This is a genomic window from Peptostreptococcus canis, from assembly GCF_014229965.1.
GTDB classification, from domain to species: domain Bacteria; phylum Bacillota; class Clostridia; order Peptostreptococcales; family Peptostreptococcaceae; genus Peptostreptococcus; species Peptostreptococcus canis.
Window position 1 is genome coordinate 218,253 of the sequence record NZ_JABGBW010000001.1, and the last position, 14,351, is coordinate 232,603.

A 14,351-nucleotide genomic window follows, 5' to 3' on the forward strand; every position below is an offset into this window, starting at 1 on the left:
GAAAACTTTCTATTAAAATGGAGATTCAGTATATCTTCAGCATTGATAAACTGTTATAAAATGATGTATAATAATTTAAATACTATCTATAAAAATGATAGTTCTAGATTAAATAGAAAAAGTTTAACCTGTTTTCAACAATAAAAGAAAGGAAAGTGATTCTATGAAAAAAGCAATTGTTTTTATGGCAAATGGTTTCGAGGAAATAGAAGCTCTTACAGTAGTTGATATCCTTAGAAGAGCAGATATTCATGTGGATATGTGTAGTATAAATGATAGTCTAGATGTTACAGGAGCACATGGAGTGAAACTTAAAGCAGATATCAAAATTCAGGGCATAGATATATATAGTTATGACGCTGTTATAGCACCGGGCGGATTACCGGGAGCAACTAATCTAAGAGATAATAATACTGTAATTGATATTTTTAAGTATTTTTATGAAAAACCGAATAAAGTGATAGCTGCTATTTGTGCCGCACCAATTATTCTTAATAAAGCGGAGATAGCACCTCAAATTATGGGTACTTGCTATCCCGGGTGCGAGGGAGATGTCGGTTATAAAGAATATGTAAAACAAACGGTAGTGGTAGATAAGAATGTATTAACATCAAGAGGACCTTCAACGGCATTTTCTTTTGCGATTAAATTGGTAGAATTGATTGAAGGTGAAGAAAAGGCTAATACTATATCTAAAGAAACTTTATTTAACTTTAGTTAATTGAAATTTCAATTAGTATAATTTTATCTTAAAAACATATAGACTGAAGATTATTAAAACATCTTTTGGCTATGTGTTTTTTCGTATACCGGGTTTTGTAAGATATTATATACAAAATACAAAAAAATTTTAGAATTGTTTTTCTACAAAATAATAATGCCAATAGAAATTTTTCCGCCTTTGTCTACAACAATTTCGGATTTATTACTATCAGCATTATACATAACAAATTTATTCGTCTGTTGTTAATATTTTTTTATTTATAATTTCCAATTTATCTGATAATTCATATACAATTGGTTGTCCTGTCGCAATTTCTAAACTAGGAATTACTTCGTTAGAAATATTTTCTAAATACTTGCACAATGCTCGCAAGGAGTTTCCATGTGCAGCTACCAAAATATTTTTTCCTTGTTTTAGATTGGGGGCGATGTGATCTTCATAAAAAGGCATAACTCTCTCCAAAGTGATTTCCAGATTTTCAGTTAGAGGGATTAGTTTTTCATCTAACATAGAATATCTTCTGTCAGAACGAAATACTTTTCCCTGTTCCGGCTCCATTTCAGGAGGTGATATATTATAACTTCTACGCCAAATATGAACCTGATCTTCACCGTATTTCTCAGCAGTTTCGGCTTTATTTAATCCCTGCAAAGCACCATAATGACGTTCATTCAGTCTCCAATGTTTTTCCATAGGAATCCAAAGTTGGTCAGATTCTTCTAAAATATACTGGCAAGTTTTTATTGCACGCTTTAATACAGAAGTATAAGCAATATCAAATTCAATTCCTGCTTTCTTTATCAACTGTCCGGCTAGTTTTGCTTCTTTAACACCGTTTTCACTTAAATCCACATCTGTCCATCCGGTGAATAGATTAGCCAGATTCCACTCGCTTTGACCATGTCGTACTAACACTAATTTCATTTAAACACACTCTTTTCTTTAATATATGTATATCAAAATTTGTTTACTCTTTAGGATTTTTTTCTACTAATTCGACAAAAACATTAATATATTTTTGTAAAAATTTTAGAGTATCTGTGTTGTTTATTTCTTCGCTATCCTTATCAAAATACCGAGCGGATTTACCTAAAAAAACCTCTGGCTGTCCTGTGATAGGCATATTAAAGTATGATAAAGCAAGCCTTAATGTTTTTTGAGAGCTGTATCCTCCCATTGCACCTACTGAATGACTTATAATACCAGTTGGTGTTTTTGTCCAGGCAACATCATCATTAGGTTTAGAACCGATATCAATGGCATTTTTGATTACTGCCGGAACAAGTCGATTATTCTCAGGGATTACAAAAAGTACACCTGCCGAAGATTTGATTTGTTCTCTAAAACGAGTATATGACTCCGGTAATGGAGCATAAGTTTCTTTTATATTATCATAGTCTGCATTGTATAGCGGTAAGTCACCTATTTCATAAATCTTTGCTTCATAGCCATCTGGAAATAATTTTATAACATTTTTTGCTATTTTGCGTGCAATTGACTCCCTACGTAAGCTACCAACTAATATAGTTATTTTCTTTTGCATAACAACACCTTCCTTCTTTTTATTTTCTAATCTATATCGTAATTGATATATATTATTAACTACATTTAATCATATATTTTCTATTTTTTCAATGTTTAATTAAATATATTTTGATTTTCATAAGTTACAAAATAGGGTGCCAAACTTCCAGGAAATTCCTAAGGCATATGACTAGAAAGATTTATAGTAGCCAATATTAAATCATAATAGAAAAATATTTGCTATTATACGACATTTTTGCTGATTTTGATATATAATATTATAAAAAATTCATTTATTTTAAAGGGGAGTTATTAAAAAGCTATTTTGAATAATAAAGAATGGAGGAAAATATGTATTGGAAGAGATATTTTAGTCATCACATTTTGGAAAGAGGTTACGACTATTATTGCGATGATGTTATATGTGACTTCAAATTCGACAGGGATACAATAACTGCGGTTGTTAATGGAACGGAAGATTATGATGTTGAAATTCGTTTTTACAAAGATGCGATAAAAAGTATGTATTGTTCTTGCCCATATGCTCAAGATATGAATAACTGTAAACATATGGCAGCAGTGTTGTTTGAGTGGGAAGATTATAAATCAGGTGACAGCAGGTTTAATAGTATTGATGATAAGATGAATAAAGCGGAAGATTTTGATGAAATTAACAGACTAATTAATCTTGCAGATGAGAAAAAAATCAAAGAGTTTCTTAGTTATGTTCTGAAAAACAATAGCAGTTTGTTTTTGAGGTTTAAATTATTAGTTGAACCAAAAAAATTATCCAATTTAGATATGAATTCTTATAAAGAACGGGTTATTAATATAATAGATAGCTATTTAAATGATGATGAATATATTTCATATTATGGCTCATTTGATTTTTATTCTGAACTTGAAGATTTTTTTGATGAATATATAGATGCAATGGTAAAATCCGGACTGTACTTTGATGCCTTTGATTTAAGTTATTATATTTTTACTGAAATTTCAAAAATAGAAGTGGATGATTCGGGTGGAGCAAGATATGGAATTGAGTACAGATATGAAAAAATATGGGAAAAAATATGTGATAATATTGATGAAGCTACAGAGGAAAAAATATATGAAAAACTCATAGGAAATTTGACAAATTTGGAAGTTTATTATGAAAATTTTTTTGAAGAATATCTCATGAAGTATTTTAATAAAGAAAAATTTTTAGTGAAAAAACTCGCATATTTGAAATTAAAACTTGAAGAAGTGAAATATCAAGAGTATGAATATGATTATGAGGTAGGTAAATGGGCATTATACTATATTGAAATTATGGAAAAGTTGAATTATAGTATTAGCGATATATTTGAGTTTTGCAAGGAGTATAATTATAACTCGAATGTACGAATATATTATATTTATAAATGTATAGAAAGAAGTGATTATGAAGAGGCCATTCGAGTTTTGGAGGAATCTTTGATATTAGATGAAAATAATATGTTTTTAAGAAAGAAATATCGTATTGAGTTAAAGGAAATATATAAAAAGACCGGAAACATCAAATTGTATAAAGAACAGCTATGGTATCTAATTATTAGGGATGATATAGGTAATCTTGAATTTTTTAATGAATTGAAAAAACAATATACTCCGGAAGAGTGGAACTCTGTGCGTGAAGATATATTTTTAATTTTAAAAAATAGTTTCAATATTGATATATTATATAAAGAAGAAAGATGTTATGAAAGATTGTTAGATTATGTTTTAACAAGCAGTAGTGTATATAAGTTGATTGAACATGAAAGTATATTGAAAGACATTTATCCGTCTGAAACACTGGATCTCTATACCAAGTTATTAGCTGAAATGTCATCACATACAAGCAGTAGAGATACATATAGACAGTGGGTTTCTTACTTAAATAGAATGTTAGACATAGAGGGCGGTAGAGAAAGAGTAGATCAAATAGTAAACGACTGGAAAGTTAAATATAAACGAAGACGTGCGTTAATGGAAGAATTAAAAAGAGTACATTAATAATTGAATTATTTATAATTATTCAGTGATTGTTGTATAATATTATAATAATTGATTTATAAATTCAGTTTTAAACAATATATAAAAATTATATACAATTTATAAAACTATGTGATATACTCAAAGTAATAAACATTTTAAGTATTAGAATAATATAATTTCTCTACAATAATTCTAGGGGGTATAATTATGAATCATGGTAAAAAAATGATAGCACCAATAATAGTTTCAATTATAGTCATAGTATGGCTATTGGGAAATGTTATTTTTTATCTGTTAATGAATAATGTAAACACACCTTCAAAGATTATTTATATAGTTATATCGATTATATTATCAGGAGTAATGCTTGGTGTTTTAATTAGTAGAATAAGGGAAATCAAAGGAGGAGAAGAAGATGATCTTAGTAAATACTGATTATATAAGTGGAAAAGAATTTGAAATGTTGGGATTAGTAAAAGGAAGTACTATTCAGTCAAAACACATAGGAAAAGACATTACCCAAGGATTCAAGACAATTGTCGGTGGAGAATTGAAAGCATATAATGAAATGATGAATGATGCAAGAGCCTTGGCAACTAAGAGAATGGTGGAAGAGGCTGAAAAAATGGGAGCAGATGCTATAATTAACATAAGATATGCGACTTCAGCAATCATGCAAGGGGCAGCAGAGGTTATGGCTTATGGGACAGCAGTGAAATTTTTATAAAAATAATATAATTTAAAATATAAAAAGCTGTATTTTGCTAATATTTAGCAAAATACAGCTTTTTTATGAAGTTTAAATGGTTTTCTAGTAATTTCGTTAATTTAAAATATATTATTATTTTTTATCATCCTTTTTCGATTGAATTTACATCCAATAATGTTTTTACTAAATTAATTAAATCGCAATTTAGTTTTAATTCACTCATCATAATAAGATTAAAATATAATGAATAAATTGACAAATAGAATGATTGGTGTTATCATATGATATGTGACATTATATAGTTATTTTATTTAAAATATTCAAAGGAATTATTTTTTAGAAAAGTAAATTCCAAATATAAAGCGAATTCGTTTTAATCATTCGCAGTATTATAAAACATAATTTAATAATACTTGATTTGTTAAAGGATAGATTATTTTTAATAATCTAAATACATTATTTTAAAGGAGATTAAGCATGAATAAAATAAAAAAACATCCAATTTAGTCAAGGTTTTCACATTAATAGTTCATTAGATTTTTGAAATATAAAAAGAAATAAAATAATTATGAAATGGTAAAAATATTAATAAAGAGGTTTATTATGAAGAATATATTTAAAAAAAGTGGTATTTTATTGATGATTATTGCAATCTCTATAGTACAGACATTATCTTATATGTCTTTTGCTCATGAAGATAAAGAAAGTTATCCAATATTGGAAAATTATCTTAAATCTAAGGTAAAGATGGAAGCTAAAAATAATAAAAATGAAAAAGTCAGAGTAATAATTGAACTTGATGAGAAAAATGAAAATCAAGCAAAGTATGAAATATCTAAAATACCTGGAGTCAAAATACATTACACATATGATAATTTATTAAATGGTGTATCAATAGATATACCGAGCGATAGTATTTCAAAATTGAATTCAATTGAAGGAGTTAAGAAAGTTAAAAAAAGTGAAAAATTAATTCCTCAAATGTTTAACTCAAGAGAAATTACAAAAGTGATTCAATCAAAAGCAAAATATTCTAATAAATATGGTCTTGATGGCAGGGGAATGCTAATTGCTACAATAGATTCAGGGGTAGATATAAATCATCCTGATATGAGGATTGATGATGATGCTATAAAAGATATGAAGATAAAGGAAAAGGATATCAAACCGCCTTTTACCAATAAAGTTCCTTTTGGGTATAATTATTTTAAATCAGAAAAGGAAAATTTAAAGGGGATAGATGGACAACCACATGGAATGCATATTGCAGGCATACTTGCAGGAAATTCACCTAATAAAGACGGCTTTAAAGGGATTGCACCAAATGCACAACTTTTGGTATACAAAGTTATAACATATGATAGAAAAGGACCGGATGCTGATTCGCATGAAATTGAATACATTGGGGAAGATGCTCAGTATCATGCTATGGAAGATGCTATATCAAAAGGTGCAGACATTATAAGCTTGAGCATAGGTGATTTTGGTAGTGGTAGCAGTGATGATGTATGGGAAAGTGTAGTTAGAAAATGCCATGAAAAAGGAGTTGTAGTGGTGGCTGCTATGGGAAATAGATCAGCATCAAATTCTGAATCGTCATATGATTCGGTAGCTGATGTCGCTTTTGAAAGAAAAGATACATCCTCCTCAGTTTCAGTAGCAGCAAATAGAAATGTTATTGGTGTTGGAAGTACAAGAAATACTTACTTGAGACTGCCAAGTGTAAAAATAAATGATATGAATTTCGCATATAGCAATTTAAGTAGATTTAATGATAATATAGTTCCTCAAAAAAATAGGAAGAATTTGCCGGATAAAGAAATTTCAAGTTCATTTGTATTTGCAAAAAGGGGGATGAATGAAGAAATTTTACAAAAAAGTGATGTTGAAGGTAAAGTTGTTGTATTATTAAGAGGTGGAGAAGCTATTAAAGAAAAAGTGAATAGATTCCTTGATAAAGGTGCAAGAGGAGTAATTGTTTTAAATTACTTATCAGATTACAGTAGAGGGGAATATAAAGATCAACCAATTATTGGTAATGAACATCTTTCTATTGACAAGGGTTGGGCAATTAGCATGTCGTATAATGATGGAATGAAGCTTTTAGAGAAAGTAAAAAATAATAAAGAATTAAAAATTAAATTTGATCCTGTTGCAAGACAGACAAAAATAGCAAATACAAGTTTAATTTCAGGATTTTCAAGTTGGGGTCCGAATTATGATTTAGAAATGAAGCCTGATATGGTAGCTCCGGGAGAAAATATTTATTCAACAGGAAATGGTGGAACATATAAGATTATGAGTGGAACATCAATGGCATCACCAAATATTGCTGGTATTTCTACCTTATTATTAAGTAAGACTAGAAATATTAAGGATGCTAATATAAATAAAATTAATGTTTCGGATTTGACTAAAATTATGCTTATGAACACAGCCAATATTTTGCAAGATTATGGAAAATTAGAAAGTGGAAAAATACTTCCTTATTCTCCTAGAAGACAAGGTGCTGGATTAGTTGATTTAGATAAAGCTTTAGAAACAGATGTTTTAATTACATATGATGGAAATAAAGGCGCAGCTTCACTAAAAGAAATAGAGCAAATTGAAAAATTCACATTAAAACTTATAAATTTTTCAGATAAAGAAAAAAGTTTTGATATTGAACCTCTTGAAGTGATGACTCAAAAAACAAGTCCTAGACATATAAAAGATGACTATCAGGAAATAACATCTGGAACAGCACATGAAACGGTTATAAATGGAGCTAAAATTAATGGACCTAGTGCAATAGTAATTCAACCACATTCAACGACTAATGTAAGTTTTACTCTTAATACAGGAGAAGCAAAAAATCAATTTGTAGAAGGTTATATAAGGTTTGTGTCAAAAGAAAATGATCAACCTACTTTAAATATTCCGTATATGGGATTCAAAGGTAAATGGGCAGAAGAAAATATACTTGATAAACCTCAATGGGAAAGTGAATCTATAACAAAGCTTTCACGCCTTCAAAAATATCTAAAATATGATGATCATAAGGGTGAATTCATATTTGAACAACTTGGCAAAAAGGATAAAAATGGAGTGGATGACCCATCAACTTATTATATAAATTCTATAAGGGATGGTAGACCAAACTATATAACAGAGGTTAAAAAGGTTGCGCCATCTATTGTATTTTTAAGAGAAACTAATCAATTTGATGTTTCAATAGTTGATAAAAAAGATGATAATATAAAACCTTTAAGAGTAATTAATAAAGGATATTATCCTGAGAAATATATGGATAATTCTTTTAAAGAATTTGGAGAATCTTACCAAAAGATATTTAAAAATATAGATCCTAATGCTATATGGGATGGCGGAGTATATAACCCTAAATCAAGTGGAGGCGGTTGGGAATCAAGTTGGTTTAAAGCTGCACCTGAAGGGCAATACTATTATAGAATAAGAGCTAAAAAATCCGAAAGAGATCCTTGGGAATGTGTATATATGCCTATCAAAGTAGATAATACTAAACCTTCGATGACTACAACATATGACAAAAGTTCAGAAAAGGTTACTGTGCACCTGCATGATAATGAAGGTATAGAGTATGTCGGAGCAACTATAAATGGTAAATTTGTTCATATGAGAAATTCTGGAAGGGACAAGTATGAAATAGATGTTCCGAATGATGAGATTACCAAGCAAACACTTAGAATAGAAGCGATGGATTATGCTGGAAATCCTATATCAAATGAAACTGATTTAAATGATAGGAGTTTACTTGAAAAAGAAGATAATGTAAAAGATAATGATGAAGAGGATAATGATTCAGCTTCAGAAACTTCAGATGATAATGAAGTAAAGAGCTCATTTGATCCAAGGAGTATAACGTCTATTAATGGACATTTTATAAATCACGATATAGGTTTAAAGCATAATCTTGTCAATTCAGATAATTTAAATGATATAAAATATGAAGTAGGTATGAGCCTGTCGGGAAATCAAAGGGCGGTGATTACAAATACAAATACTCATTGGAATTGGGTTAATAAGGAAAAAGATCAATATAAACCACTTGATATATTAGAATTAAATGCAGAAGAAGATGAAGGGTATATAAAAATAAAAGAAGGAGACAATTATATTAAAATAAGGGTTTATGATGGTGATAAAGTAGTTTATGATAATAAATATACAGTTTACATGGACATCAATGCTCCAAGTATAGAGTTTGGCGATAATATATCTCTTGAACCTGTTGAAGATGACAGTGATGAAAGCGATGGAACATCTACTACTAGAAATGGACTAATATACTCCAATTCTAAACAAGGTACAGTTTATGGTATAGTACAAGATAATCTTGATAAATATGTTGTAAGAATAAATGGTGATGTAGTAAAAAGAGCAGGTTTAAAAGGACATTTTGGACCGGAACATAATAGAACAAATTTCAAATATGATTATAGTGCTATTGATGGAGAATTTGTGCATATAGTATTAGAGGATTCGTCAGGAAATTCAAAAACATTTGAATTAAAAGTGAAGATTGATGATGAAAAACCTGTTATAAATTTGAAAAATGAAAATTTATTGACTTCGGACTCAATACTAAATTACGATATAACTGATAATATAGAAGATGATAATAAAGAATATAACGTAACTACAATAGTGACAGTAAATGGAAAAGAGTACAGGCCGGGGACAAAATTAAAAGATTATGATGTTATTGGAAAGGAAGGTAATTATAATATTGCTATTATTGCCATGGATCTTGCTGGAAATAAGACTTTTCTAGAAAAGAAAGTTGAAAAAGAACATGGTGCTATTTCATCTGTAGTTATTCCCGAACTAAAGAAAGAGATGTTTACAAAAGATGAAATAAAAAATATAAATAATATCTTTAATCTCAATAATGGAATAAAAGCAAAGGTATTAGAGTATGGTAATCAAACAAAGCATAACGTTAAAATAAAGGTAGAATTTTCGAATGAGTTTGGTGTTAAAAAGGAAAAAGAATATACATTGAAAATAGTAGAAGAAGATATTAATCAAGAATTAGATAAACTTTTAGATAGGGAATTAAAGCAAACAGAGTTTTCAATGGGAACACTTACAAAATATTCTCAGTTATTTGATTTATCTGATGGTGCAAATGTCATAATTAAGAATAAAATAGATGCATCAAATCCGGGAGAAGTTACTTTTAAAGCCAAATTTACTAAGGATAATAAATACTTTGAGAGAGAGTACAAAATTAAGTTTATTAAATATAATTATAAATTAAAGAAAAGTCAAATAAAATTAAGTGAATTGGATAATTTAGATAATATAATAGACACAAATGCTCCTAATAAAAAATTTGTAAAAAATCCAGTGAAAAAGGTTGGAGAACAAATACTTGAAATAGAATTGTCAGATAATAATGGATTTAAAACGGAGATTAGACTAGGCGTAACAGTTATTAATGATAGTGTGGCTCCATCTCCAAATCCTGGATTCGTTCCGTCACCACAATCCCCAGCTGATGAAAGTCTAGATATAAATAAATATGATGAAATATCAGTAGAAAAGACAATTCGAAACTTAAAAATACCCGTTGAAAGAGTATCTGGAAAAACAAGAATACAAACCGCTGTAATGATATCTAAGAAAACATTTAAAAAGGCTGACAATGTAGTTATAGTATCAGATAAATCAAATTCCGACGCTTTAACTTCAGCATTATTTGCAAAAGATAAAGACGCTCCAATTCTTCTGACAGATACGAATAAACTGTCAATTGATACAGAAAATGAGGTTAATAGACTAGGTGCTAAGAATATATATATAGTTGGTGGAGAAAAAAGTATATCAAAAACTATTGTTAGAAAGTTTAAAGATAAGAGATATAATGTGGTTAGAATAAGTGGAAAAGATAGATATAAAACTTCACAAAAATTACTTGATCAAGTAAATATAAAAAATAAAGAAAATATATTTATTGTAAATGGAAGAACTGAAATAGATTCTGTTGCCATTTCTCCAATAAGTGCTAAAAGAAATATGCCAATACTTTTAACAAATGGTATAAAAATAGATAATGATATAATGGATAAAGTTAAAAAATATAAAGACAGAACTGTAATAGGAGGAACAGCAAGCATATCTGAAAGTCTACAAAGAGACTTGAATGCAAAAAGAGTAGGTGGAAGAGATAGGTTTGATACATCGGTTCAAATCAGAAATAAATATTTAAAAGACAGTAAAAATATATTTATAGCTAGTGGAATAAATTATGTTGATTGTCTAACTGGAGCAGTATATGCAGCAAAAAATGATGCTTCTATATTATTAGTTAAAAAAAATCAAATAACTGATGATGTGAAAACTGCTCTTGAATCAGCAAATAATGTTATTATTCTTGGTGGAAGGGATTCTGTAAGGTAAATAAATCTTATAAACATATATTAAACTGTCTCGATTATATAATACTCAAAGTAGCAAATGCTGATTATATAAATGGAAAAGTATTTTCAGCAAATATATAGGAATCTACAGAGGTTATGGCTTATGTGATAGTGGCAAAATTTATATAAGATCAATTAGAGATAATTTTAAAAATAAAAAAGCTGTATTTTGCTAATATTTGGCAGAGTACAGCTTTTTATAATCTTATTAATTTAATATACTTAATCTACTTGAAAACATCTTGGGACTCAAATTCGGATATTTCTTCTTCGTTATATCCAAGTTTTTTCATTATATCATACGTGTCATATCCAATCTCTCTTCCTGCAAACTCATAAATTACATCAGATTCAGAAAATTTTATTGGCATGGCAAATTGTCTTACCGTCTTTTTACCGGCATCTACATCAACTATCATTTCACGGGCTTTTATTTGAGGATCTTGATCAAATGACTGTTTAAAATTAAGAACTGGTTCAATGCAGGCATCCAGGTTTCCAAAGATCTCATTCCAGTGAGACAGTGGCTTTGATTTTATAATTTCAATTAGTTTTGTTTTTAAAATACCACCATCGTTAGGTGTGGAACCTTTTTCAGCTAGTTCAGGAAGTTTTACAGCATCAGATAATTTTTTCAGGAATTTTGGTTCTAAGGAGCCTATTGTTATATATTCATTATCTGAAGTTTGGTATATATCATATATTCCTTTTCCGTTAAGTTCAAAACTTTCTCTCTCCTTTAATTCACCTGACATTAGATATGATATACCCTCAAAAGTATTCATAGGTATAATGGTATCTAGCATAGATATATCCACATATTGACCTTTTCCGGTTATATTTCTATAATTTACGGCTGCTAAAACACCTATTATTGAGTGCAATGCACCACCTGCAATATCTCCAATTTGCGTACTCATAAGTGAAGGGCCGGTTGATTTTCTTCCGGCGAGAGATAAAAGTCCACTTTTTGCAAGAAAATTGTTATCATGCCCAGCTAGATTCATAAGTGGTCCTGAATTTCCATATGAGGAAATAGAGCAATAGATTAATTTAGGATTTACTTTGGAAAGTTCTTCATAGCTAAGCCCCAATTTTTCCATTACGCCCGGTCTGAACTGTTCAAATACAATATCATATTCTTTGATTAGTTCCTTTATTATCTCAATACCCTTTTGAGATTTCAGATTAAGGGAAATTGTTTTCTTGTTTCTGTTAAGCCAAAGTTGATTGGCGCTTAATTGAAGTTCTTCGTCAAATGCTCCCATTTCATATACCAAATCTAACTTTGATTTTGAGCTGACTTTTAGTACTTCTGCTCCCATATCTGCAAGCATTAAAGTAGCGTAAGGTCCGGGAAGGAGTGTTGTAAAGTCCAAAATTTTTAAGTTTGATAGTGCAGTATTACCTTTCATGATAGCCTCCTATTGATATTTTTTTAATTAATTTAATTATATATCATAATATGGGAAAAAGTAATGCCAAATTAAAAATTGGTTGTATCAAATTAATATAAAAATTATTTTATAGCAATTGCAGTTGCAGTTGCATAGCTTTTAGAATGGGATATGCTTACTTTTATATCTTTTATATTATTTTCATCCAAAAAAATTTTAAAATTTCCAGAGGCCACAACAACAGGTTTGTTAAGATTATCTCTAAGTATTTCAATATCTTTTACATTAAATCCTCTTAGACCCGTTCCAACTGATTTAACTACGGCTTCTTTTGCGGCAAAGTTTCCTGCTATTGACTCTGATTTATAGTTTTTTTTCTTTAGTTCCTCTAATTCATTTTTTGAAAAAAGCTTATCAAGGAGCTTTAAATTTCTGTTTAGTGATTGTTTTATTCTGTCTATTTCTATTATGTCCGTTCCTATACCGTATATTTCCATACTAATTTCCTCATTTTACTAACTAGAATTTAAAATAAATATTATTATGTTGTATATTATATCATAGAAAATATTAAATATTTGCATTTAATAATAACATATTCAACAGTTATTTTTATATTTTAAAGTATGTTTTTATATAATATAGATATAAATTTAGCATATATTAACATAGGTATTTGTTTATGGTATAATTAATAATGATGTCAATTAAACAGAAAGGAATATAAATGATATGATAGATTATGAACATCTTTCATTGAAAGCTAAAAATATACGTAGAAGTGTAATAGAGATGATTTATAATGCTAAGTCCGGTCATCCGGGAGGGGCTTTATCCTGTGTTGATATTATAACGGCATTATACTTTGGAAGAATGAATATAGATACTGAGGATCCAATGAAAAAAGATAGGGATAGATTTGTAATGTCAAAAGGGCATTCTTCTCCAGCTATTTATGGTGCTTTGTATGAGAGAGGTTTTTTAATTGAAGAGGAATTGGCTTCATTTAGAAAATTCAACGGAACTCTTCAAGGGAGTCCAGATATGTTGAGAGTAAATGGTATAGATATATCCACAGGATCTCTTGGCATGGGATTATCGGCAGCTTGCGGCATGGCATTGGCTTCTAAAATAGAAAATGTAAATTATAATGTTTATGCTCTTTTAGGTGATGGAGAACTTCAGGAAGGGATGGTGTGGGAGGCAGCTATGTTTGCCAACCAGTACAAATTGGATAATTTAATGGCGATTATTGATATGAATGGACTACAAATAAACGGAAGTACTGACGACGTAATGAGTCTCGGTTCGATTACTAAGAAGTTCACATCTTTTGGATGGTATGTAATAGAAATAGATGGACATGATTTTGATCAGATATTTGGTGCATTTAATATTTTTGACAAGGTGGATTCTAAACCTGTATTAGTAATTGCAAATACAATAAAAGGCAAAGGTGTTTCTTTTATGGAAAATAAATGTGAGTGGCATAGTAATATTATAAATAAAGAAGATTATAAAATTGCTATGGACGAATTGAGATAGGAGTAGGA

At 29.2% G+C, this 14,351-nt stretch carries 10 protein-coding genes; 6 read left to right on the forward strand and 4 right to left on the reverse strand.

Annotated features, from left to right (window positions below):
* Positions 1-163 precede the first annotated feature (163 nt).
* Positions 164-721 carry a DJ-1 family glyoxalase III gene (locus HLB29_RS01100; RefSeq protein WP_185623315.1) on the forward strand — a complete coding sequence of 186 codons (558 nt, stop codon included), beginning with the start codon at positions 164-166 and terminating at the stop codon, positions 719-721.
* A gap of 231 nt (positions 722-952) precedes the next feature.
* On the opposite strand, the gene gpmA is transcribed toward HLB29_RS01100, so the two are convergent.
* Positions 953-1,648, reverse strand: a complete 696-nt coding sequence (gpmA, locus tag HLB29_RS01105; protein WP_185623316.1) for a 2,3-diphosphoglycerate-dependent phosphoglycerate mutase — start codon at positions 1,646-1,648, stop codon at positions 953-955.
* Positions 1,649-1,691: 43 nt separating this feature from the next.
* Entirely contained in the window at positions 1,692-2,267 is a 576-nt protein-coding gene (locus HLB29_RS01110) for an NADPH-dependent FMN reductase (protein ID WP_185623317.1), read from the reverse strand.
* A 332-nt stretch (positions 2,268-2,599) separates the two neighbouring features.
* On the opposite strand from HLB29_RS01110, the gene HLB29_RS01115 reads away from it, so the two are divergent.
* The 4 genes from HLB29_RS01115 to HLB29_RS01130 all read left to right on the forward strand — a co-directional run bounded on the left by HLB29_RS01115 (position 2,600) and on the right by HLB29_RS01130 (position 11,381).
* Positions 2,600-4,267: an SWIM zinc finger family protein gene (locus HLB29_RS01115; protein ID WP_185623318.1), complete on the forward strand. Its 1,668-nt coding sequence runs from the start codon at positions 2,600-2,602 to the stop codon at positions 4,265-4,267.
* A gap of 189 nt (positions 4,268-4,456) precedes the next feature.
* The gene (locus HLB29_RS01120) at positions 4,457-4,684 is read left to right on the forward strand and encodes a hypothetical protein (protein WP_185623319.1); all 228 of its coding nucleotides are present in this window, start codon (positions 4,457-4,459) and stop codon (positions 4,682-4,684) included.
* The gene (locus HLB29_RS01125) at positions 4,665-4,976 is read left to right on the forward strand and encodes a YbjQ family protein (protein ID WP_185623320.1); all 312 of its coding nucleotides are present in this window, start codon (positions 4,665-4,667) and stop codon (positions 4,974-4,976) included. Before HLB29_RS01120 ends, HLB29_RS01125 begins: the two co-directional genes overlap by 20 nt.
* A 585-nt stretch (positions 4,977-5,561) precedes the next feature.
* Entirely contained in the window at positions 5,562-11,381 is a 5,820-nt protein-coding gene (locus HLB29_RS01130; protein WP_185623321.1) for a cell wall-binding repeat-containing protein, read from the forward strand.
* Between the two features lie 247 nt (positions 11,382-11,628).
* Here the strand turns inward: HLB29_RS01130 and HLB29_RS01135 are convergent, their stop codons facing one another.
* On the reverse strand, positions 11,629-12,816 hold the full coding sequence (locus HLB29_RS01135; RefSeq protein WP_185623322.1) for a CaiB/BaiF CoA transferase family protein: 1,188 nt from the start codon (positions 12,814-12,816) through the stop codon (positions 11,629-11,631).
* 104 nt (positions 12,817-12,920) lie between these two features.
* Positions 12,921-13,295, reverse strand: coding sequence for a holo-ACP synthase (acpS, locus tag HLB29_RS01140; protein ID WP_185623323.1), 375 nt, complete (start codon positions 13,293-13,295; stop codon positions 12,921-12,923).
* 235 nt (positions 13,296-13,530) lie between these two features.
* Here acpS and HLB29_RS01145 point away from each other — a divergent pair, with 235 nt between their 5' ends.
* Positions 13,531-14,343 carry a transketolase gene (locus HLB29_RS01145; protein WP_185623324.1) on the forward strand — a complete coding sequence of 271 codons (813 nt, stop codon included), beginning with the start codon at positions 13,531-13,533 and terminating at the stop codon, positions 14,341-14,343.
* Positions 14,344-14,351 lie beyond the last annotated feature (8 nt).